Below are 23,112 nucleotides of genomic sequence, written 5' to 3'. Positions count from 1 at the left end.
GGCTACCGCTTTCGTTTGTGACAGATTTCAGCAGCAGGTGAAATTAGTATTCGGAATTGACGATCACTTCTTCACCCAGCGCTCCGGCCATCGGCAACGGTTTATATGACGAATTTGACGCGCGCAGTACGCGAATGCCGCGAGCCCCGGCATCATGCGCGGCAGAGATGTCGTTATCGGAATCACCGTAGAAGACCTTAATATTCTTCTCCTTCAGCCATTGGACTTTTGTATTCTGTCCCGGCTTGTCGCCGGCAAAAATAACCGGATTCATATTTGCCGCCGGGATCAGGAAATCATCCTGCAGCGTTTTCGAGACCGTTTCCGTTTTGGTCTGACTGCGCCCGGTGACGAAGTAAATGCTATCGCCGCGTTTCACATGCATCGCAATCAGCTGGCGCGCCACCTCTTTTGGCATACTGAAATCGTCCCAGCCGTTATTCATTTTTTCCCAGAACTCCGCTTTTTTCAGGTACGCATCGCTGCCGGGAGAGAAGGTTTTTTGCCCGCGCCAGAAGCCGGGGCTGGAAAACAGAACGGTGTCATCGATATCAAAACCGACGGCAAACGGCTGACGCCCCAACAGGCTGTTTTCAATCTGAGCGACGGAAACCCAGTGAACCGGCGCCTGTTCGGCCAGCCTGGCGACGTTGGTGCCTGGATTGAGCTGTGACGGTGAAGATGCCAGGGCGATTGCGGCGTGATTTAACGTGAAAAGTAAGCAGAAGGCGCTAAAGGCCAAAGTTATCTTGCGCATAGTTATCCCTTTTAAACGTCATCCTGAAAACTGCCACCCTGCTGGCGGATCAACCGCGGCGATACCGCGCGGGTGCGGATGACGGTGCGTATAAGTCGTCGAATCGTTATTATTTTTAATAATGTGGCTGCTTATTACTGGACCATGACCTTAACCCCGGTCCTCGCCGATGCAAAGAATTTTCTGCTCAGATGTCATAGAAAAAGAGAATGATCACACTTCGCAAGGGAGTAGTCCTTTCCCGCCAACGGGAAAGGACATATATTCGCAGGGAATTAGATAACGGCAGAAAATGCCTGGGCCACGCGCTGGACATTACGTGAATTGAGACCCGCCACGCACATCCGGCCGCTGGAAATCAGATACACGCCAAACTCTTCACGCAGACGATCAACCTGCGCCGCGCTCAGGCCGGTGTAGCTGAACATCCCACGTTGTTTGAGCAGGTAGTCAAAATTGACGCCCGGAACCGCTTCTTTCAGCACGTTCACCAGCGCCTGACGCATCGCCAGAATGCGCGTACGCATCTCTTCCACTTCCGCCAGCCAGCAGGCTTTCAGCTCCGCATCATTCAGTACGGTCGCGACAACCTGAGCGCCAAAGTTCGGCGGGCTGGAGTAATTGCGACGGACGGTCGCCTTCAGTTGCCCCAGCACGCGGTTTGCGGTTTCGGTATCTTCGCAAACGATCGACAGGCCGCCCACGCGCTCGCCGTACAGCGAGAAAATTTTCGAGAAGGAGTTGCTGACCAGCATCGGTATGCCAACGCGGGCGATTGCGCGAATCGCGTAAGCATCATCATCCATTCCCGCCCCAAAGCCCTGATAGGCGATATCGAGGAACGGAATCAGGTTGCGCGTCTTCAGCACCTCGGCAATGTGATCCCACTGGGCATGATTCAGATCGGCGCCCGTCGGGTTATGGCAGCACGGATGCAGCAGCACGATGTCGCGCTCAGGCAGGGTCTGCAGTTTCGCCAGCAGCGCATCAAAACGCACGCCATTGGTCTCGTTATCAAACCAAGGGTAAGTGCTTACTTCGAAGCCAGCCCCTTCGAATATGGCGATATGGTTTTCCCAGGTCGGGTCGCTGACCCAAACGCGAGACCCCGGGAAGTAGCGTTTTAGAAAATCGGCGCCCACTTTCAAGGCACCGGAACCGCCCAGCGTCTGAATAGAAGCGACGCGGTTTTGCACCAGCACCGGGTGTTCTGCACCGAACAACAGCGGGGCAATCGCGTTGCGATAAGCGTTCAGCCCTTCCATCGGCAGATACAACGAGGCGCCGTGCGGCTGAGCGTTAAGACGCGCTTCCGCTTCAGCAACCGCCTGTAGCTGCGGGATAATCCCGTCTTCGTTGTAATAGAGGCCGATACTAAGGTTTACTTTGTCACTACGCGGATCTTCTTTAAAACGCTCCATCAAGGAGAGAATAGGATCGCCAGCGTAGGCGTCAACTTTTTGAAACACGTGATGTTTCTCCGGGTTTACGAGAGGCAGGTCATAACACAATAAACCGGAAGCGGAAGAAGATCGAGAGGATGTTGACGGATAGTTGGTGGATAGTTGGTGGAAAGTCGGCGAGGATCGCATGTCCCTCGCTCGCCCTCAGGGGGAATGTCCCGGCTCGCGGCGTAAACGCCTTGCCGGTCCGGTGCCGGTTCCAGGCAACAGCCCCGGTCAGCGCAGCGCTGCCGGAGATGTCACAACCGCAATGTATCGACCCGACGTACGCTTAATCCACGTACTTCATCGATACCCTGGAGGTCAGGCGGGTAATAAGTTCGTAAGCACTCACATTCGTCAGTGCGGCAATACGTTCGACGGGCAGACCGTCTCCCCACAGCACCACTGGGTCGCCGGACTTATCCTGCGCCTCGGGCCCCAGATCGACGCAAATCATATCCATCGCCACACGACCCACAATCGGCACTTCCCGGCCGTTAACCAGCACCGGCGTACCGCTGGGCGCCGCGCGCGGGTAGCCGTCGCCGTAACCCATCGCCACCACGCCTAACCGGGTATCACGCTCACTCACCCAGGTCCCGCCATAACCTACCGGCTCACCCGCTTTATGTTCGCGTACGGCAATCAGACTCGACGTCAGCGACATGACCGGCTGACAACCGAAATCTGCGCCGGTGGAGGGGCTATCCAGCGGCGAGACGCCGTACAGGATGATGCCCGGGCGGACCCAGTCAAAATGCGACTGCGGCCACAGCAAAATTCCGCCCGATGCCGCGATGGAACGCAGGCCGGGCTTGTCTTCACTGAAGGTGGTGAAAATATCCAGCTGGCGTTCGGTGGCGCCGCATTCTGGCTCATCCGCCCGCGCAAAGTGGCTGACGATATTGACCGGCTGGCGCACATTTTTGCACTGACTCAGACGCTGCCAGAAGGCGTCCGCCTGTTCCGGCAGGACGCCCAGGCGATGCATCCCGGTGTCCAGTTTCATCCAGACGGTGACGGGCTCAGGCAACTCAGCCTGCTCCAGCGCCTCCAGTTGCTCCGGGCTGTGTACCGCCGTGTGCAGTTGCTGCGCGGAAATCACCGGCAGATCGGCCGCATCAAAGAAACCTTCCAGTAGCAGGAGCGGTTTCGTGATACCGCCAGCGCGCAGGCGCAAGGCTTCTTCGAGACGGGCGACGCCAAAGGCATCGGCATCAGGGAGCGTTCGCGCGGTCTCAAGAAGACCGTGTCCGTAAGCGTTCGCTTTCACCACTGCAACCAGTTTACTGGCAGGCGCCAGTTCACGCAGACGTTGCAGGTTGTGTCGCAGAGCGCGGCGGTTAATCACAACAGTTGCCGCTTGCATTTAAATTCCTTGATAAAAAAGATCGCTTAAATCATTCGTGTTGCAGGACAAAAACGCGCTGGCGTTTTTGAACAGCGCCTGCGCTGGCCCCGAAGGGGCGAGGACGCAGTCCGGGTCACGCGACAAACCTGAGAGTCCCGCGAACTTAGTCCCCTAAGTGACCGGAGCGAGCAGGCGCAGTCAACGTCCCTGCGGCGCGAAGAATGATGGCGATTTATTCGTCGTCGTACTGTGGTCCCGCATAATTATCAAAGCGCGACCACTGCCCGTTAAAGGTCAGACGTACCGTCCCGATAGGCCCGTTACGCTGTTTACCAATAATAATTTCCGCGATGCCTTTTAAATCGCTGTTCTCGTGATAGACCTCATCACGATAGATAAACATGATTAAGTCGGCATCCTGTTCAATGGAGCCAGATTCACGCAAGTCGGAGTTCACCGGGCGTTTATCGGCACGTTGTTCCAGCGAGCGGTTAAGCTGCGACAGCGCCACCACCGGTACCTGCAGCTCTTTCGCCAACGCTTTTAACGAACGGGAAATTTCGGCAATTTCCAACGTACGATTATCGGAAAGCGACGGTACGCGCATCAGCTGCAGGTAGTCGATCATAATCAGGCCGATGCCGCCGTGTTCACGGGCGATACGCCGCGCGCGGGAGCGAACTTCCGTCGGCGTCAGGCCGGAGGAGTCATCGATGTAGATATTGCGTTTTTCCAGCAGGATCCCCATGGTACCGGAGATACGCGCCCAGTCTTCATCGTCCAGCTGGCCGGTACGAATACGGGTCTGATCGACCCGTGACAGCGATGCCAGGGAACGCATCATAATCTGTTCTGATGGCATCTCAAGACTGAAGATAAGTACCGGCTTATCCTGCAACATCGCCGCATTTTCAACGAGGTTCATCGCAAATGTTGTCTTACCCATCGATGGACGCGCGGCAACAATAATCAGATCCGACGGCTGCAGGCCGGCGGTCTTTTTGTTCAGATCGTCATAGCCGGTATTGACCCCGGTGACGCCGTCATGCGGCTGCTGGAACAGTTGCTCGATACGCGCAACGGTCGCATCGAGGACGTCGGCGATATTCTTCGGGCCTTCATCTTTGCTGGCGCGGCTTTCGGCAATCTTGAACACCCGGGATTCGGCCAGGTCGAGCAGGTCTTCGCTGGTACGGCCCTGGGGGTCGAAACCCGCCTCGGCGATTTCATTGGCCACCGAGATCATCTCACGAACAACGGCACGTTCACGGACGATATCCGCATAGGCGCTGATGTTCGCCGCACTTGGCGTATTTTTTGACAGTTCCGCCAGATACGCGAATCCGCCAACGCTGTCCAGCTGTCCCTGACGCTCCAGCGATTCCGCCAGCGTGATCAGGTCGATCGGGCTACCGGTCTCCTGCAGACGCGCCATTTCAACAAAGATATGGCGGTGTGGACGGGTATAAAAATCTTCCGCCACAACGCGCTCGGCGACGTCGTCCCAGCGTTCGTTGTCCAGCATTAAACCGCCCAACACCGACTGTTCCGCTTCAATCGAGTGCGGCGGGACTTTTAACCCGGCGACCTGCGGATCGCGCTCACGGGGTTCAGTCTGCGGTTTGTTGAAGGGTTTATTTCCTGCCATATTGAATACAGATACCGGGATAGAGATGGGGTCGAAATATTAGCACAGGTCTCTGTTTTGACCCACCCAAATGAAACTGGAGAGAGCTATGGCAATACGAATAGAATTTGAACAACACGGTGGGCCGGATGTGCTCAAAGCCGTAGAATTTACCCCTGCGGATCCGCAAGAAAACGAGATCCAGGTAGAAAATAAGGCCATCGGTATTAACTATATCGATACCTACATCCGCAGCGGCCTCTACCCGCCGCCGTCTCTGCCAAGCGGCCTGGGTACCGAAGCCGCGGGCGTGGTGACGAAAGTCGGGCACAGCGTGCAGCACATTAAAGCAGGCGACCGCGTCGTCTACGCCCAGTCAGCGCTGGGTGCCTACAGCTCGGTACATAATGTGGTTGCCGATAAGGCCGCTCTTTTGCCGGACGCTATCTCCTTTGAACAGGCGGCCGCATCGTTCCTGAAAGGGCTGACGGTCTATTACCTGCTGCGGAAAACCTACGAAATCAAGCCCGGCGAAGCATTTCTGTTTCATGCGGCGGCCGGTGGCGTCGGGCTGATCGCCTGCCAGTGGGCGAAGGCGCTGGGCGCTAAACTGATTGGTACCGTCGGCAGCGCGCAAAAAGCGCAGCGGGCAAAGCAGGCCGGCGCCTGGCAGGTGATCAACTATCGCGAAGAGAATATCGTTGAACGCTTAAAAGAGATAACCGAAGGGAAAAAAGTCCACGTGGTCTACGATTCCGTGGGCAAAGACACCTGGGAAGCGTCGCTCGATTGCCTGCAGCGTCGGGGGCTGATGGTCAGCTTCGGTAACTCTTCCGGCCCGGTAACCGGCGTCAATCTGGGGATCCTCAATCAGAAAGGGTCGCTGTATGTCACCCGCCCTTCGCTGCAAGGCTATATCACCAACCGTCAAGAGCTGGCGGAAGCCAGCAGCGAACTGTTTTCGTTGATTGCCAGCGGCGCGATTAACGTTGACGTGGCGGACAGCCAGAAATATGCCCTCACCGATGCCCGACGCGCGCATGAAGTGCTGGAAAGCCGCGCCACTGAAGGCTCAAGCCTGCTGCTGCCGTAACGGGTGAATCAAGGCAAGGTTAACCTGGCCAACGCACCTGTAGTCTGAAGTATGACGGGAGGGGGAGAAAAGTTTAGGGCTTCCATAAGGAAGCCCTGACTTTTTTTAGTTCGGCTGTATGTAGGGTACAGCGCGATGAATTGGTTAACGCGCTAATAGTGACAGATTTAATAAGCAAAACCTACGCTGTTCTATGCAAAATTCTTCAGGTTGTGACCGACCGCTCACTCCCTTAATAACGCCAGCGGTTGTTGCTGCGGTAGTCTGTCGCTTTTGGCGTATTTATCGACCGAATCACCCACACGACCGCAATGGCTAATAGCAGCCACGGCAGCAGTTTAATCATCATCGCAAACAGCCCGCCAACGAACATCAGCACCGTCGCCACGACAATCGCGGCAAGAATCCCCAGAATCGACACGCCGGTGACCAGCAACATGACAAAAAATCCAATGACAAATAAGAGTTCCAGCATCGTCTTCTCCCCAAAGAAATAACCGAATGACTCTCCGGGTATTACAAGAAACGTGCCAAACTTAATATATTGAATTTAAACAAAAACGCCCTGACGATGAGATCAGGGCGTGGCGTATTTGACTAAATTTTAGCGCAAGATTAACGCTTATCGGCAACCCGCTGCAGCGCATGTTCCAGCACGTTGATATCCGCCCCGGCCTTGTGCGCATTTTCACTCAGGTAGCGGCGCCACTGCCGCGCGCCCGGGATGCCCTGGAACAGGCCCAGCATATGGCGCGTGATATGGCCCAGATAGGTGCCGTTGCTCAGCTCACGCTCGATATACGGATACATCGCCCGCACCACGGCGATCGGGTCGCTGTCGGCACTATCCATCGCAAAGATCTCCCGGTCGACCGACGTCAGGATCCCCGGGTTTTGATAGGCCTCGCGCCCCACCATCACGCCATCCATATGCTCAAGATGCAACTTCGCCTCTTCCAGTGACTTAATTCCGCCGTTGATCGCCATCGTCAGGTGCGGGAAGTCGCGTTTCAGCTGATAAACGCGCGGATAATCCAGCGGTGGAATTTCACGGTTTTCTTTTGGGCTCAAGCCGGAGAGCCAGGCTTTACGGGCGTGGATGATAAACATCTCGCACTCTCCGTTTCCGGAGACGGTATTGATGAAATCACACAGGAATTCATAGCTGTCCTGATCATCGATGCCGATACGGGTTTTTACCGTGACCGGGATAGAGACCACGTCGCGCATCGCTTTGATGCAGTCCGCGACCAGCTGCGCATTGCCCATCAGGCAGGCGCCGAACATCCCGTTTTGCACCCGGTCGGACGGACAGCCGACGTTGAGGTTGATCTCATCGTAGCCGCGCGCCTCCGCCAGTTTCGCGCACTGCGCGAGCGCCGCCGGATCGCTGCCCCCCAGCTGCAGGGCCAGCGGATGCTCTTCTTCGCTATAGGCCAGATAATCGCCTTTGCCATGAATAATCGCCCCGGTCGTCACCATTTCGGTATACAGCAGCGTATGGCGCGACAGCAGGCGCAGGAAATAGCGACAGTGCCGGTCTGTCCAGTCGAGCATCGGCGCGATGGAAAAACGATGGGCGGCAAAAGCGTGAGATGTTGGTTCTGGCATCATGGCGAATAAACAGGCATCCGGATAAAAAGGGGCGCTACTATAGCACAAAGATAAATCACAGAGGCAGCGCACCGCGACGGGTGCTCTGCCTCTGCTTGACGAGCTAGCGTCGGCGCGGTTTGCCGTCGTGCGGGCCGAAAAATTGCGGCGGATGATCGACCCAGCGATCCTGACGCACGGCGGCATATTCCGGGTTCAGCGGATAGTAGATGCGGTTAAATTTTTTGTTTGACTCCCCCACCACTAACAAGCGAACTTCCTGGTCGGTATTATTCAAAAAGGTATGACATACCCCGGTTCCGGCCGGAAAACCGACGCTGTCGCCCGGCTCAAGCTTCCACAAGTAGCCGTTAATCCAGACTTCAGGGTAGCCATCCAGCACATAGATAAACTCTTCTTCATCACTCTCAGCATGGGGATAAGAGGTTCGACGGCCTGGGGGCAAACGTTCGTGATGAATACCCAGCCGGTTGAGCCTTAACCCCCGCGCCAGCGGCGCGCCTATGGAAAAACGCTCCGGGTTATTGGGATAAGTGGCATCATCTGGACCTTCCAGTTCGCGCCAATGTCGAATGCAATCAGGTCGTTTCATCGTTTTCTCCCGAAAATGAGATGCATCAGGTATAGCACAAGCTGCCGGTTCTCGGCGTTTTGCCTGGATCGTGATAAAGTAACAACTTAAGACTCACGCAACCAGAGGATGCTCATGAATAAGACCACTTCGCAAGAAATGTTAGCGCACGCTGAAAAGCTCTGCGCACAGCGCGGCGTGCGCCTGACTCCGCAGCGCCTGGAAGTGTTGCGTTTGATGAGCCTTCAGCAAGGGGCGATTAGCGCCTATGACCTGCTCGACCTGCTGCGTGAGAAAGAGCCGCAGGCGAAACCGCCGACGGTCTACCGGGCGCTGGAGTTTTTGCTGGAACAGGGGTTCGTGCACAAGGTGGAATCGACCAACAGCTACGTGCTGTGTCATCTTTTCGATCAGCCGACCCATAGCTCAGCCATGTTTATCTGCGATCGCTGCGGCGTGGTCAAAGAAGAGTGTGCCGAAGGCGTTGAAGACATTATGCATACGCTGGCGGCGAGAATGGGTTTTGCGCTACGCCATAATGTGATTGAGGCGCACGGCCTGTGTGCGGATTGTGTCGAAGTCGAAGCCTGTAGCACTCCGGGACACTGCCATCACGACCATACGATTCAGATTAAAAAGAAAGCCCGCTGAGGCTATTGCCGCAGCGGAAATCCGGGTTGCCGGTACCTCCATGTACCATCGGGCAGGCAATAACCAAGGGTTAATCGTTAACACTCGCCGCTACCCGCGGCGATCGTTTTTTCGCTCCCAGTCAGCCACTTCTTTCTCCGCCTGCTCTTTGGCGTACCCATAGCGTTCCTGGATTTTCCCGACCAGCTGGTCACGCTTGCCCTCAATGACGGTCATATCGTCATCAGTCAGCTTGCCCCATTTTTCTTTTGCTTTACCTTTCAACTGTTTCCAGTTACCGCCGATTTCGTCTTTGTTCATAATTCAATCCTCATCGTTCGGTGAGTTAACAGCCCGCTGTGTGCCGGGCATAGTATTAACTATAGATAAGAATTCTGAGTTTAATTTATTATTCGGAATCTTTAACTAATTACACATCAAAAATCGCTACGAAAACCAGGTGCCGCGCTGCCAGTGTCGCCGCCAGATGACCGCCAGCGACAGACCGCGCAACGCGAGAAACACCGCCAGCGCCAGCCATAGCGCATGGTTGCCGAGGACCGGCAGCGTCAACAGCGTCAGGGCGAACCCCGCCGCCGCCACCGCCATGCTGTTGCGCATCTCAGCCCCGCGCGTCGCGCCGATGAACATGCCATCCAGCAAATAACACCACACGCCAATCACCGGCAGCACGATCTGCCAGATCAGGTAGCGATCGGCAAGCAGTTGAAGCGAGGGCAGCGAGGTCAACAGGGCGATAATCTGCTGTCCCGCCACGGCATAGGTCGCCGCAAATGCCAGCGCCACCATTCCCGACTGACGGCAGGCCGCCCGCCAGACATCAAGCAACTGGCTACCGTCACGCGCGCCGTACGCCTGCCCGGAGTGCGCTTCCACGGCATAAGCGAAACCATCCAGGGCATAGGCGGTGAAGGTCAGCATAGTCATCAGGAGCGCGTTGACGGCGACTACCTCACCGCCAAGGCGAGCGCCGAAGACGGTCACCGCGCCAAAGCAGAGCTGGAGCAGCAGAGAGCGCAGCATGATGTCGCGATTGAGCGCCAGCAAGCGGCGCAGGTCGCCGCGCCACGCGTGCCGGAGCAGGGCAAATGACACGCCGCGCAGCGCCAGCACGCGCCTTGCCATCAGCAGCCCGATGATCAAGGTGACATATTCGGCGCTCACCGTCGCCAGCGCAGCGCCCTGCACGTTCATCTGCAGGCCCATCACCAGCCACAGGTCGAGTACGATATTCAGCAGATTGCCGACGATCAGCAAAATCACCGGCGCCCGGGCATACTGCACGCCCAACAGCCAACCGAGCAGCACCAGGTTTGCCAGCGATGCCGGCGCGCTCAGCCAGCGGATGTCGAGAAAGCGCCGCGCCTGCTCCAGCACCGCGTCATTGCCGCCAACAATATGCAACGCCAGATCGATAAGCGGGGTACGGAAAAGTACAATCAGCAGGCCGGCGCCTGTTGCCAGCCCCAGCGGCTGCACCAGCGCCCGCACCAGGCGCAGAGGATCTTTTGCGCCAAAGGCCTGCGCCGTCAGCCCGGTGGTGCTCATCCGCAGGAAAAGCAGCAGCATGAAGAGAAAGCTGGTGGCCGTCGCGCCGACCGCGACACCGCCGAGGTAAACCGGGCTGTCGAGATGGCCAATCACGGCAGTATCCACCAGTCCCAGCAGCGGAACGGTGATATTGGAGAAAATCATGGGTAGCGCCAGGCGCCACAGGGCCTTATCAGCGGCGTTAAAGAACATGAGAAAGCGCCTGAGCGGAAGGAGACTGCGCAGCATCATGCATCAGACGATGCTGCGTGGGGAAAGCGTTACAGCCACTCACCGTTGCGAATCACACCAACGGCCAGCCCTTCGATAGTGAAGTTTTGCTCGCGTAGATTCACCACGATAGGGGAAAATTCGCTGTTTTCTGGCAGGAGTTCGACGATGTTGCCCTGTTTTTTAAGACGCTTAACGGTCACCTCTTCGTCAATACGCGCCACGACAACCTGGCCGTTGCGTACATCCTGAGTTTTATGGACCGCCAGCAGATCGCCATCGAGAATCCCGATATCTTTCATTGACATGCCGCTAACCCGCAGCAAAAAGTCAGCGTTCGGCTTGAACATCGCCGGATCGACCTGGAAGTGGCCTTCGATATGCTGCTGGGCCAGCAGCGGCTCACCGGCCGCCACGCGGCCAATCAACGGCAGGCCAGGTTCTTCTTCCGTCAGCAGGCGAATCCCCCGGGAGGCGCCGGAGATAATCTCGATCGCGCCTTTACGCGCCAGCGCTTTCAGGTGTTCTTCCGCCGCGTTTGGAGAACGGAACCCCAAGCGCTGAGCAATTTCCGCACGCGTCGGCGGCATGCCCGTCTGGCTGATGTGATCCCGAATGAGATCAAACACCTCTTGCTGCCTGGTCGTTAACGCTTTCATCCCGCCCCCTGGGTGTATATACAGTTATGCTGTGAGTATATACAGCTAACGGTGATTTTGGAATCAAATTTCACACAAAAATCAGGAGATTCTTTCCATTTTGTGTCCCCGATAGCTCACTGCGCCACGGGGGCTTGCCGCCGTCCGGGCAAAAGCCTATCGGGGTCGCCCGCTCGCCAGGAAGACATAGCGAAGCGGGACATCTCGCAAAATGGCCGCTTAGTGGTAGCGGGTCCATAGTAAGAGGCACCAGGTGGTAAGCGCGATCACGATGGCCAGCAGCACCGCCGCGGAGCCCATATCTTTCGCCCGACCGGACAGCTCATGATGTTCCGGGCCAATACGGTCCACCACCGCCTCAATCGCGCTATTAAGAATTTCGACTATCATCACTATCAGGACCGAGCCTATCAGCAGCACACGCGTGACGGCGTCCACGTCCAGCCAGCAGGCGATCGCCACGGCAACAATGGCGGCGACGCCTTCTTGCCGAAATGCGGCCTCATTTATCCATGCCGCACGGAACCCTTTCCAGGAATAACCTGCCGCTTTAATGATTCGGGTTAACCCAGTGGTATTATTGGCCATTAAAAGAACCTTTTATGTAAATGACGTCAATGAGTGTACGCGTTTGCCGCGTGGCAACGGAAATTTTGCACACTTTCTGTTATTCTTGCCGCGCATTTGCATGATTAACCAGAGGCTTCACATCGTTTATGTCCGGCTGGCAACGAATTTACTATAAATTACTGAATTTACCATTACGGGTGCTGGTAAAAAGCAAGTCTATTCCCGCAGAACCTGCTCAGGAATTAGGGCTGGATACCTCACGTCCTATCATGTACGTCCTGCCTTATAATTCAAAGGCGGACCTGCTGACTCTGCGCGCCCAGTGCCTGGAGCACGATTTACCCGATCCGCTTGAACCGCTGGAAATCGACGGCGCGCTGCTGCCGCGCTACGTATTTATCCACGGCGGTCCGCGCGTCTTTACTTACTACGCGCCGAAAGAAGAGTCGATAAAGCTGTTCCACGACTACCTGGATCTGCACCGCAACCACCCCGACCTGGATGTGCAAATGGTGCCGGTGTCGGTGATGTTTGGTCGTGCGCCGGGGCGTGAAAAAGGCGAAGTTAACCCGCCGCTGCGCATGCTGAATGGCATCCAGAAGTTCTTCGCCGTGCTGTGGCTGGGACGCGACAGCTTTGTCCGTTTCTCGCCGCCGGTTTCTCTGCGCAGAATGGCCACCGAACACGGCACCGATAAAATTATCGCCCAGAAGCTGGCCCGCGTCGCACGTATGCACTTCGCCCGCCAGCGTCTGGCCGCCGTCGGCCCGCGCCTGCCGGCGCGTCAGGATCTGTTCAATAAGCTGCTGGCGTCGAAAGCTATCGCCCGCGCGGTGGAAGATGAAGCGCGCAGTAAGAAAATCTCCCATGAGAAGGCGCAGCAAAACGCCATCGCGCTGATGGAAGAGATCGCCGCCAACTTCTCTTATGAGATGATTCGCCTCACTGACCGCGTTCTCGGTTTTACCTGGAACCGTCTGTATCAGGGGATCAACGTCCACAACGCTGAGCGCGTACGTCAGCTGGCCCATGAAGGGCACGAGATTGTCTACGTACCGTGCCATCGTAGCCATATGGACTACCTGCTGCTCTCCTACGTGCTGTATCACCAGGGGCTGGTGCCGCCGCATATTGCCGCCGGTATTAACCTCAACTTCTGGCCAGCAGGTCCCATTTTCCGCCGCGGCGGCGCCTTCTTTATTCGCCGCACCTTTAAGGGCAATAAGCTCTACTCAACGGTGTTCCGCGAGTATCTCGGCGAGTTGTTCAGCCGGGGTTACTCCGTGGAGTACTTCGTTGAAGGGGGCCGTTCCCGTACCGGCCGTCTGCTGGATCCGAAGACCGGCACGCTGTCGATGACCATCCAGGCCATGCTGCGCGGCGGGACCCGTCCGATTACGTTGGTGCCTATCTACATCGGTTACGAGCACGTGATGGAAGTGGGCACCTATGCCAAAGAGCTGCGCGGCGCGACGAAAGAAAAAGAGAGTCTGCCGCAGATGCTGCGCGGCCTGAGCAAGCTGCGTAACCTCGGTCAGGGCTATGTTAACTTTGGCGAACCGCTGCCGCTGATGACTTACCTGAACCAGCATGTTCCGGAGTGGCGCGAGTCTATCGATCCGATCGAAGCCGTTCGCCCGTCCTGGCTAACGCCGACGGTCAACAACATTGCTTCCGATCTGATGGTGCGCATCAACAACGCTGGCGCGGCCAACGCCATGAACCTGTGCTGCACCGCGCTGCTGGCCTCCCGTCAGCGCTCGTTGACCCGCGAACAGCTGACACAACAGCTGGAGTGCTACCTCGATCTGCTGCGCAACGTGCCGTACTCTCCGGATGCGACCACGCCGGCGGCTTCCGCCAGCGAGCTGATTGACCACGCGCTGAAGATGAATAAGTTCGAGGTCGAGAAAGACACTATCGGCGATATCATCATTCTGCCGCGCGAGCAGGCGGTCCTGATGACCTACTACCGCAACAATATCGCCCATATGCTGATGCTGCCGTCGCTGCTGGCGGCGATCATTACCCAGCATCGTCGTATCTCCCGCGCGGAAGTGCTGCGTCACGTTGAGATGTTCTATCCGCTGCTGAAGGCCGAGCTGTTCCTGCGCTGGGAAAAAGCCGAGCTGGCTGGCGTCCTCGATGCCCTGGTGGCGGAAATGCAGCGCCAGGGACTGATTGTCCTGAACGATGATGCCATCAGCATCAATCCGTCCCACTCCCGTTCCCTGCAACTGCTGGCCGCAGGCGCGCGTGAAACGCTCCAGCGCTATGCCATTACCTTCTGGTTGCTGAGCGCGAACCCGTCTATCAACCGCAGTTCGCTGGAGAAAGAGAGCCGCACGGTGGCGCAGCGTCTGTCGGTGCTGCACGGTATCAACGCGCCGGAATTCTTCGATAAAGCGGTATTCAGTACCTTAGTGCTGACGCTGCGCGATGAGGGTTATATCAGCGACACCGGCGATGCTGAGCCGGCAGAGACGCTGAAGGTCTATCAGATGCTGGCCGATCTGATTACGTCGGATGTGCGCTTGACGATTGAAAGCGTCACGCAGGATGAAGCGTAACGGCTGAAACGGACTTACCTCTCCCCCGGCCCGGCATTTGCGCCGCGCGCCGGGGGAAAGGAAGGGACTACTGCAGATAGCTCATCGCCAGACCGAGAAACACCACCAGTCCGACGTAGTTATTATTTAAAAACGCTTTAAAGCAGTCGTCACGTTCGCGACGGAAAATCAGCTTCTGCTGCCAGAAAAACAGCCCTGCGACGATAAACAGCGACCAGTAATATTCCCAGTGCAGCCCGTTCAGCCAGCCGATGGCGGCCAATAGTATCAGCACCCCAATCTGCAACATACCGATAATGGTACGGTCATGTTCGCCGAACAGGATCGCCGTTGATTTAATCCCGATTTTAACGTCATCGTCCCTGTCGACCATCGCGTACTGGGTATCGTAAGCCACCGCCCACAAAATATTGGCGAGAAACATCAGCCAGCAGCTTAACGGCAACGCTTCACTCACCGCCGAGAAGGCCATCGGAATAGACCAGCCAAATGCCGCGCCCAGCACCACCTGCGGCAGATGGGTGTAGCGCTTCATGAATGGATAGACCCACGCCAGCGCCAGCGCCGCCACCGACAGCAGGATAGTCATGGTGTTTAAGGTCAGCACCAGCAGGAACGAGAGCAGCACCAGCACGACAAACAGCACCCGGGCCTCTTTTTCCGTCACCTCCCCGCTCGGCAGCGGACGACGCGCGGTGCGCTTGACGTGGCCGTCAAATTTGCGGTCGGCATAATCGTTGACCACGCAGCCGGCGGCGCGCATCAGCCACACTCCGGCGACAAAAACGGCCAGAATCCACAGCGGCGGAACACCCGGCGTCGCCACCCATAGCGCCCACAGCGTCGGCCACAGCAGCAGCAGCGCGCCGATCGGTTTGTCAGTACGCATCAGGCGATGAAACGCCAACAGCTTATTCTGCGTCAGACTCCACTCCATTTTCTCTTCCTCTTAATACAGCGGCGATGCAGGCAGAAACAGTTCTGTCAGCAGCAGCGGTTTACCGCTCAGCCGCAGGCGGGAACGACGCCCCCAAAGCTCTGCATAACGCCCAATTTCAATAAAGTCACGGGTTAACGTCGACGAGGTGAACAAATAACGGCCCAGCGGCGTCTGCCCAAGCTGCTGCAGCGCCAGTTCGGGACCGCTCAGCGTCGATTCCGGCACGATAGTTCGCCCGGCCAGCCAGGGTTCATCATCGGCGCAGAGAATGATTTCCCGCAGCCAGTAGCGCGCTTCATCTGGCAGCAACGCCTCTTCGCCCACCAGCGCTTCGCGTCCGACAAAATCTTCGTTGACCAGCATAACGCTAACCTTTTTCCCTTGTTGCTCAAAGCGTTTGGTCATTGAGTCTTCCAGCAACAGCCAGTCGCGCAGCGAGGGTTCCAGCGGGGGCATAGCGGCAAAATAGCGCAGCGCACGCAGTTGCGTAAGCGCAGGATGTGACATGCCTGATTCTCCGTTACATAACGTAGCAGCCATTGTATCGCAGAATAAGGTCATCAGGGCGGGCAAAGCGTCAAGATACGATCATCGACGTAACAGCCATGTAACAGCCGCCGCCGCATGATAAAAAAAGGCGCGTCCAGACGGACGCACCTAAAGGCTGTGCCTAAACATCAGCATTGTGGGGAGACGATCACCCCTTGCCTTTTACACTGCTGATAAAGGTGGAACGAGCAGATTTCGAGCCAAGGCGCTCAGCTTCGTTCATCAGTTTGAGGGCTTTATCGATATCACCTTTCGCAACAGCCTGCTTGATGCCGTTGTTAAAGTAAGTTTCGGTATCATCCAGCATCGGTTCGCTCTTCGCCGCGGGCGCTGGCGCCGCAACAGGAGCAACAACCGGCGCGGCGGCTGGCGCGCTATAGACCGGCGCCGCCGTATTGCCGACGGTCACCGGCCCCGGACCGGAGGAGCCGAACAGCGGCCCCACCAGCACGCTGGAACCTGATGAGGTTTTCACTTTCAGGCCCAACGAGCCTTCAGTGGTATGTCTGGCGATCGGATCCGGAATATCCGGCACCGCATTACCGGTCCCTTTGGCGTAGGCCTTCGCCGGATCGATTAATTTAGTGGTCTGCTGCAAATCCTGCGGGGTAGTAAAGACCAGCACATAGATTTTTTGCTGACCTAAAGCCGGCGTCAGGCGCATTACCCCTTCCAGGCGATCCGAGCTCATCACGCCCGGCTCCAGATAGGTAAAATAGCTGCTCGGGAAGAACGCCGATGGCGTCATATTCTGGTCAAAAATCAGCACGTTTGGCGCATAAACGCTGGTTTGCTTATTCACTTCACTGGTCAGGGTCAGGGTCAACTCACCGATATTTGCCGGGATGCTGTAGGCCGCCACAGGGCCAACGATGCCGGGGATATTCAGCGACTGCCCTGCCGTCGCTAACGTCGTGGTTTGCGTTTTCGATTGGTCGACCGGCGTCCAGGTTAGCTGTTGCAACGCGGAAGCAGGAATGGTCGGTGCGGCAGAGGTATTCTGCGGCACGAAATTCACATCAGCAAAACTGACTGCGGGTACGCTGGCCAGCAGGCCGGCGGACAGGCAGAGGGCAACGAGACTTTTCTTCATTTTCATTGTTATCACCTCAATTCCGATGGCCAAGCGGTAGCCAGGCAATAGCCCGCTGAGCCGAAGACAGAGGGGCTTGCGCCCCTCTTTTGGTCATCACACGTCAGGTTGGATTACCACCAGATTTCCATCTGGGCACCGAAGGTCCACTCGTCGCTGTCGCCACGGCTGAAAGTCTTGGCAGAAGTGTCGTTGTACGCCACGCCGGAGGTGTAGCCCGCGCCGGAATCACCGTTCGCGTAGCCCCATTTCTCATCCCACTTGGCGTAGGTGGCGAACAGGCGAATCGCCGGACGGGACCAGATGCTGTCACCCGCCTGCCACTGTTGCGCCAGGGTAATTTTGTACTGGTTGTTGCTGTCGCCGGTTTTCTGCGATTTCACGTTGTCGTAGCCCACTTCCAGCAGGGTGCTCATGATCGGCGTCCATTTGTACATAGGACGCACGCCGACGGTCCACCATTTGGTGCCGTTGTTGTTGTCCAGGTTGACATCCTGGTACATCGCCACGTACATCATGTCCCAATCGTCAGCCAGAGAGACTGCGCCGTGGTCAAGCACGCGCCACATGGAACCGTCGTTGTTGATGCTGCCGCCCTGCGGAACGCCTTTACCGTTAGAGGTCATCGCGTCGGTGGCGTACTGCAGTGCAAACTTGTTGTAGCCTTTCAGGATGCTCTGGGTGTGTTCAGCGGTGAACATCCAGCCATCTTTAGACGCATCTGGCTGCAGGTAGTATTTATCCGGAACGTTGGTATGACCGTAGTCAACACCCAGCTCCAGCGTGCCGCCCGGGTTGATTTCCATCTGCGCTAAACGCACGTCGAAGACGTCGTTCGGCACGATGTTGTCATAGACGCGGTTACCCAGCGCATCACGATCGGCGAAGGTCGCCGAACCGCCGGATTCAGAAGAACGGGTCGCTGCCAGAGAGAGTTTACCGAAGCCCAGATCAACGTTTTCAAGACCCGCACCAGGACCGGAGATATCCCAGTAGTAGAAGTCGATCATGTGCACGTCATGACGCTGGTAGAAACGCTTACCGGCCCAGATAGTGGAGCCTGGCAGCCAGTCGATCAGGTTTTTACCCTGCACGTTCGCTTCACGGAATGCCGGGCTGGTGGATTCCCAGTCATTTCGCTGCGATACGGAGTAGGCAACGTTAGTATCGAAGTAGAAGCTCTTATCACCTTCTTTCCAGACTTCCTGACCCAGTTTTAATTCCGCATAGGTTTCACATTCGTTACCAAGACGGTATTTACTTTGAGCACCGGTTGCCTGGAAGCACTGTTGTTCACCGCCGCTGCCGGTCCAGCCGATACCGGAACGGGCATAACCGTGGAAATCGACGGCCAACGCCTGAGCAGACATAACGCCTGCCGCGACGGCTACCGCCAGTGGAAGTTTGCGCAGAGTAATCATCATTCTATCTCCTGAGATCATTGCTTTTCTTTGAACACTTCGCCCGTCGTTATGCCTGCCTGCAGCGCGCTAAGGGGTTCGTGTTTTTTTTTAATGGGAAGCCTTATACGCCCGGCTCTTTATGCAACCGACGACACGCCGTACCATCCTCACGGAATAAATGGCAGCGCTCTGGCGGCAAACCGATAGCGAATGTGGCTCCCTCTTCTACCAACACCACGTCATTCTGGCGGTAAACCAGGTTTTGACGGATGGCGGGGATCTGGATATGAATTTGTGTTTCGTGACCAAGCTGCTCAACCACCTGAACGACCCCTTCGAGGGTGACGTCGGCGATATCGCTGGGCAGCAGATGTTCCGGGCGGATACCTAAGGACATATTGGCGCCAACCTGAACGCGGGCGCTGTCTACCGGCAGCCAGACGTGCTGATGGTTCGGCAACTCAACCTGAACCTGCTCAATGGCGGTTGCGGTCACTTTTACCGGCAGGAAGTTCATCTTTGGCGAGCCAATAAAGCCCGCGACAAAGCGATCGGCCGGGTAGTGATACAGTTCCAGCGGTTTCCCGACCTGCGCCACGCGGCCGGCGTCCAGCACCACAATTTTGTCGGCCAGCGTCATCGCTTCGACCTGATCGTGGGTCACGTAGATCATCGTGCGCCCAAGGCGCTTATGCAGGCGGGAGATTTCGATACGCATCTGCACACGCAGCGCGGCGTCGAGGTTAGACAGCGGTTCATCGAGCAGGAACACGCGGGGTTCGGCTACCAGGGTACGGCCAATCGCCACACGCTGACGCTGTCCACCGGATAATGCCTTCGGTTTACGCTCCAGCAGATGCGCCAGCTGCAGGACTTCCGCCACCTGAGTGACGCGCTGGTTAATTAAATCTTTTTTAGCGCCGGCCAGCTTGAGGCCGAAAGACATGTTTTCCGCAACGGAAAGATGAGGGTAAAGCGCATAAGACTGGAACACCATCCCGATGCCGCGTTCGGCCGGAGGGATATCGTTCATTCGCACATCGCCAATAAATAAATCACCGCTGGTTATGGTTTCCAGCCCGGCAATCATACGCAGCAGGGTCGATTTGCCGCAGCCCGATGGCCCGACAAACACCACGAACTCCCCTTCCTGAATGTCGAGATTGATATCTTTCGATACCACCACGTCACCCCAGGCTTTCGTTATATTTCGCAGCTGTACGCTCGCCATCCCCATCTCCCTTCGTTACAACCTGTCACTAACAGACACATTCAAGATGGGCTGACTATGCGGCATTCATTTACCTGTTGAATCCTCCACCCCCGCCTTTTTTATGGGGGAGGAGACGGGAGGATGAGAGATTGCCCCTCATAGCGGGGGATGGCGAGGCCAAGCCATTTTCGTGATGCAGGTAGCAAAAATGGCCTCGCTTTTATGTGCTCCAGACCCCAATACGCGCATTTCTGCAATGCAGATCACACAAACCGCGGGTGGGGCGTAGACACGGGGAGGATGGAAAGGGGTTGTTAAAAAAGGAAACTCATCACCGTTAAGCCACCTAAGTGTATCCACGAGCACATCACCAAAAAGGACTGGTATATGAAAATCAAAACCGGCGCTCGCATCCTCGCGTTGTCTGCATTGACGACGATGATGTTTTCCGCCTCTGCCCTCGCCAAAATTGAAGAAGGTAAGCTGGTTATCTGGATTAACGGCGACAAAGGCTATAACGGTCTCGCCGAAGTGGGTAAGAAGTTTGAAAAAGACACCGGCATTAAAGTTTCCATCGAACATCCGGATAAGCTGGAAGAGAAATTCCCGCAGGTCGCGGCGACTGGCGACGGCCCGGACATCATCTTCTGGGCTCATGACCGTTTCGGTGGCTATGCACAATCTGGCCTGCTGGCTGAAATCTCCCCGGACAAAGCGTTCCAGGACAAACTCTATCCGTTTACCTGGGATGCCGTACGCTATAACGGCAAACTGATCGCCTACCCTATCGCGGTTGAAGCACTGTCGCTGATTTACAACAAAGACCTGGTCCCGAATCCGCCGAAAACCTGGGAAGAGATCCCGGCGCTGGATAAAGAACTGAAAGCGAAAGGTAAGAGCGCGCTGATGTTCAACCTGCAAGAACCGTACTTCACCTGGCCGCTGATCGCCGCTGACGGCGGGTATGCGTTCAAATTTGAAAACGGCAAGTATGACGTCAAAAACGTGGGCGTCGACAACGCTGGCGCGAAAGCCGGTCTGACCTTCCTGGTTGACCTCATCAAGAATAAACACATGAACGCCGATACCGATTACTCCATCGCTGAAGCAGCCTTCAACAAAGGCGAAACCGCGATGACCATCAACGGTCCGTGGGCGTGGTCGAACATCGATAAGAGCAAGATCAACTACGGCGTCACCCTGCTACCCACGTTCAAAGGCAAACCGTCTAAACCGTTCGTTGGCGTACTGAGCGCCGGTATCAACGCCGCCAGCCCGAACAAAGAGCTGGCGAAAGAGTTCCTCGAAAACTACCTGCTGACCGACCAGGGCCTGGACGAAGTGAACAAGGACAAACCGCTGGGCGCCGTTGCGCTGAAATCCTTCCAGGAAAAACTGGAGAAAGACCCGCGTATTGCCGCCACCATGGCGAACGCCCAGAAAGGCGAAATCATGCCGAACATCCCACAGATGTCCGCCTTCTGGTATGCCGTACGCACCGCGGTTATCAACGCAGCTAGCGGTCGTCAGACCGTCGATGCCGCGCTGAAAGACGCCCAGTCTCGTATCACTAAGTAAGCAGAAAAACGGCGGGTAGCGCATGCGTTTACCCGCCCTACGACTACGGCACGATCCGTAGGTCAGGTCAGCGCAGCGCCACCTGACGATAAGTCTCCATCGTTGTAGAGGAAGAACCCCATGGATGTCGTTAAAAAGAAACACTGGTGGCAAAGCCCGCAGCTGACATGGTCTGTGATTGGCTTGCTGTGCCTGCTGGTGGGTTACCTTGTCGTTTTGATGTACGCCCAGGGGGAGTACCTGTTTGCCATCCTGACGCTGATTTTAAGCTCAGCGGGTCTGTATATCTTCACCAACCGCAAGGCCTATGCCTGGCGCTATGTCTACCCGGGTCTCGCCGGGATGGGGCTGTTCGTCCTGTTCCCGCTGGTCTGCACCATCGCTATCGCCTTCACCAACTACAGCAGCACCAACCAGCTGACCTTTGAGCGCGCTCAGGCAGTGCTGATGGACCGCTCATTCCAGGCCGGTAAATCCTACAACTTCTCGCTGTTTCCGGCGGGAGATGAGTGGAAACTGGCGCTGACCGATGGCGACAGCGGCAAAAATTATGTCTCCGACGCCTTCAGGCTGGGCGGCGAGCAGAAACTGGCTTTAAAAGAAGGTGAAGCGCTGCCGGAAGGCGAACGCGCGAACCTGCGTATCATCACCCAAAACCGCACCGCGCTGAACCAGCTGACCGCCATCCTGCCTGACGACAGCAAAGTTGTCATGAGTTCACTGCGCCAGTTCTCCGGCACCCAACCGCTGTATACGCTGGCAAACGATGGCACGCTGGCCAACAACCAGAGCGGCGTAAAATATCGGCCGAACAATGACGTCGGTTTCTACCAGTCCATCAATGCCGACGGTAGCTGGGGCGCTGAGAAGCTGAGTCCGGGCTACACCGTCGGGATCGGCTGGGATAACTTCACCCGCGTCTTTACCGATGAAGGGATTCAGAAACCGTTCTTCGCTATCTTCGTCTGGACGGTGGTCTTCTCAGTCCTGACCGTGATTCTGACCGTGGCCGTGGGCATGGTCCTTGCCTGCCTCGTGCAGTGGGAATCCTTGAAAGGCAAAGCGATTTACCGCGTTCTGCTGATTCTGCCTTACGCCGTGCCGTCGTTTATCTCGATTCTGATTTTCAAAGGGCTGTTCAACCAGAGCTTTGGTGAAATCAACATGATGCTCAGCGCGCTGTTCGGCATCAAGCCAGCCTGGTTCAGCGATCCGACCACCGCGCGTTCGATGATCGTTATCGTCAACACCTGGCTGGGCTACCCGTACATGATGATTCTGTGCATGGGCCTGCTGAAAGCGATCCCTGACGATCTGTACGAAGCCTCGGCAATGGACGGCGCCGGTCCATTCCAGAACTTCTTTAAGATTACGCTGCCGCTGCTGATTAAGCCGCTGACGCCGCTGATGATCGCCAGCTTCGCCTTTAACTTTAACAACTTCGTGCTGATTCAGCTGTTGACCAACGGTGGGCCGGACCGTCTCGGCACGACCACGCCGGCCGGCTATACCGACCTGCTGGTCAGCTACACCTACCGTATCGCCTTCGAAGGCGGCGGCGGTCAGGACTTTGGTCTGGCAGCGGCGATAGCCACCCTGATCTTCCTGCTGGTAGGCGTACTGGCGATTGTTAACCTGAAAGCCACACGAATGAAATTCGATTAAGG

The 23,112-nt window shown here is 56.5% G+C and carries 21 protein-coding genes; 5 read left to right on the top strand and 16 right to left on the bottom strand.

What is annotated here, in order from left to right:
* Nucleotides 1–43: 43 nt before the first annotated feature.
* The 4 genes from aphA to dnaB all read right to left on the bottom strand — a co-directional run bounded on the left by aphA (nt 44) and on the right by dnaB (nt 5,201).
* A complete protein-coding gene (gene aphA / locus CWM52_RS17750) occupies nt 44–757 on the bottom strand; it encodes an acid phosphatase AphA (protein WP_100685312.1) in 714 nt (237 codons plus the stop codon).
* Nucleotides 758–1,032: 275 nt separating this feature from the next.
* Complete coding sequence (tyrB, locus tag CWM52_RS17745; RefSeq protein WP_100685311.1) at nt 1,033–2,226, bottom strand: aromatic amino acid transaminase; 1,194 nt, start codon at nt 2,224–2,226, stop codon at nt 1,033–1,035.
* A gap of 265 nt (nt 2,227–2,491) precedes the next feature.
* Complete coding sequence (alr, locus tag CWM52_RS17740) at nt 2,492–3,571, bottom strand: alanine racemase (protein WP_100685310.1); 1,080 nt, start codon at nt 3,569–3,571, stop codon at nt 2,492–2,494.
* A 214-nt stretch (nt 3,572–3,785) separates the two neighbouring features.
* A complete protein-coding gene (gene dnaB, locus CWM52_RS17735; protein ID WP_100685309.1) occupies nt 3,786–5,201 on the bottom strand; it encodes a replicative DNA helicase in 1,416 nt (471 codons plus the stop codon).
* Between the two features lie 88 nt (nt 5,202–5,289).
* On the opposite strand from dnaB, the gene CWM52_RS17730 reads away from it, so the two are divergent.
* Nucleotides 5,290–6,273 (top strand): quinone oxidoreductase, encoded by a 984-nt coding sequence (locus CWM52_RS17730; protein ID WP_100685308.1) that lies wholly within the window; start codon nt 5,290–5,292, stop codon nt 6,271–6,273.
* A gap of 232 nt (nt 6,274–6,505) precedes the next feature.
* On the opposite strand, the gene pspG is transcribed toward CWM52_RS17730, so the two are convergent.
* From pspG to CWM52_RS17715, 3 genes are all read right to left on the bottom strand, one after another.
* Complete coding sequence (gene pspG, locus CWM52_RS17725; RefSeq protein WP_100685307.1) at nt 6,506–6,748, bottom strand: envelope stress response protein PspG; 243 nt, start codon at nt 6,746–6,748, stop codon at nt 6,506–6,508.
* Between the two features lie 140 nt (nt 6,749–6,888).
* Complete coding sequence (dusA, locus tag CWM52_RS17720) at nt 6,889–7,887, bottom strand: tRNA dihydrouridine(20/20a) synthase DusA (RefSeq protein ID WP_100685306.1); 999 nt, start codon at nt 7,885–7,887, stop codon at nt 6,889–6,891.
* 103 nt (nt 7,888–7,990) lie between these two features.
* Complete coding sequence (locus tag CWM52_RS17715) at nt 7,991–8,479, bottom strand: cupin domain-containing protein (RefSeq protein ID WP_100685305.1); 489 nt, start codon at nt 8,477–8,479, stop codon at nt 7,991–7,993.
* Between the two features lie 114 nt (nt 8,480–8,593).
* Between CWM52_RS17715 and zur the strand changes: the two genes are divergently transcribed.
* Nucleotides 8,594–9,109, top strand: coding sequence for a zinc uptake transcriptional repressor Zur (gene zur / locus CWM52_RS17710; protein ID WP_100685304.1), 516 nt, complete (start codon nt 8,594–8,596; stop codon nt 9,107–9,109).
* A 90-nt stretch (nt 9,110–9,199) separates the two neighbouring features.
* Here zur and CWM52_RS17705 read toward each other — a convergent pair whose 3' ends face one another.
* The 4 genes from CWM52_RS17705 to CWM52_RS17690 form a co-directional block, all read right to left on the bottom strand.
* Complete coding sequence (locus tag CWM52_RS17705; protein WP_100685303.1) at nt 9,200–9,409, bottom strand: CsbD family protein; 210 nt, start codon at nt 9,407–9,409, stop codon at nt 9,200–9,202.
* A 126-nt stretch (nt 9,410–9,535) separates the two neighbouring features.
* On the bottom strand, nt 9,536–10,852 hold the full coding sequence (gene dinF, locus CWM52_RS17700; protein ID WP_100685302.1) for an MATE family efflux transporter DinF: 1,317 nt from the start codon (nt 10,850–10,852) through the stop codon (nt 9,536–9,538).
* A 68-nt stretch (nt 10,853–10,920) separates the two neighbouring features.
* Nucleotides 10,921–11,529: a transcriptional repressor LexA gene (gene lexA, locus CWM52_RS17695; RefSeq protein WP_004856448.1), complete on the bottom strand. Its 609-nt coding sequence runs from the start codon at nt 11,527–11,529 to the stop codon at nt 10,921–10,923.
* Between the two features lie 219 nt (nt 11,530–11,748).
* The gene (locus CWM52_RS17690; protein ID WP_100685301.1) at nt 11,749–12,117 is read right to left on the bottom strand and encodes a diacylglycerol kinase; all 369 of its coding nucleotides are present in this window, start codon (nt 12,115–12,117) and stop codon (nt 11,749–11,751) included.
* Nucleotides 12,118–12,245: 128 nt separating this feature from the next.
* Here CWM52_RS17690 and plsB point away from each other — a divergent pair, with 128 nt between their 5' ends.
* The gene (plsB, locus tag CWM52_RS17685) at nt 12,246–14,669 is read left to right on the top strand and encodes a glycerol-3-phosphate 1-O-acyltransferase PlsB (protein WP_100685300.1); all 2,424 of its coding nucleotides are present in this window, start codon (nt 12,246–12,248) and stop codon (nt 14,667–14,669) included.
* Between the two features lie 67 nt (nt 14,670–14,736).
* Here the strand turns inward: plsB and ubiA are convergent, their stop codons facing one another.
* The 5 genes from ubiA to malK form a co-directional block, all read right to left on the bottom strand.
* Nucleotides 14,737–15,606, bottom strand: a complete 870-nt coding sequence (gene ubiA, locus CWM52_RS17680) for a 4-hydroxybenzoate octaprenyltransferase (protein ID WP_100685299.1) — start codon at nt 15,604–15,606, stop codon at nt 14,737–14,739.
* A gap of 12 nt (nt 15,607–15,618) precedes the next feature.
* Complete coding sequence (ubiC, locus tag CWM52_RS17675) at nt 15,619–16,116, bottom strand: chorismate lyase (RefSeq protein ID WP_100685298.1); 498 nt, start codon at nt 16,114–16,116, stop codon at nt 15,619–15,621.
* A gap of 190 nt (nt 16,117–16,306) precedes the next feature.
* Complete coding sequence (gene malM / locus CWM52_RS17670; protein WP_100685297.1) at nt 16,307–17,257, bottom strand: maltose operon protein MalM; 951 nt, start codon at nt 17,255–17,257, stop codon at nt 16,307–16,309.
* Between the two features lie 107 nt (nt 17,258–17,364).
* Nucleotides 17,365–18,675 carry a maltoporin gene (locus tag CWM52_RS17665; RefSeq protein WP_100685296.1) on the bottom strand — a complete coding sequence of 437 codons (1,311 nt, stop codon included), beginning with the start codon at nt 18,673–18,675 and terminating at the stop codon, nt 17,365–17,367.
* Nucleotides 18,676–18,775: 100 nt separating this feature from the next.
* Entirely contained in the window at nt 18,776–19,885 is a 1,110-nt protein-coding gene (malK, locus tag CWM52_RS17660; protein WP_100685295.1) for a maltose/maltodextrin ABC transporter ATP-binding protein MalK, read from the bottom strand.
* Nucleotides 19,886–20,254: 369 nt separating this feature from the next.
* On the opposite strand from malK, the gene malE reads away from it, so the two are divergent.
* Both malE and malF read left to right on the top strand, forming a co-directional pair.
* Nucleotides 20,255–21,445 carry a maltose/maltodextrin ABC transporter substrate-binding protein MalE gene (gene malE, locus CWM52_RS17650; protein ID WP_100685294.1) on the top strand — a complete coding sequence of 397 codons (1,191 nt, stop codon included), beginning with the start codon at nt 20,255–20,257 and terminating at the stop codon, nt 21,443–21,445.
* A gap of 120 nt (nt 21,446–21,565) precedes the next feature.
* Complete coding sequence (gene malF, locus CWM52_RS17645; RefSeq protein ID WP_100685293.1) at nt 21,566–23,110, top strand: maltose ABC transporter permease MalF; 1,545 nt, start codon at nt 21,566–21,568, stop codon at nt 23,108–23,110.
* The last annotated feature ends 2 nt before the right edge of the window (nt 23,111–23,112 follow it).

The organism is Raoultella sp. T31, assembly GCF_002806725.1.
Lineage (GTDB): Bacteria > Pseudomonadota > Gammaproteobacteria > Enterobacterales > Enterobacteriaceae > Klebsiella > Klebsiella electrica.
Note: the sequence above shows the minus strand (reverse complement) of the source record. Positions and strands in the feature narration are given on the sequence as shown.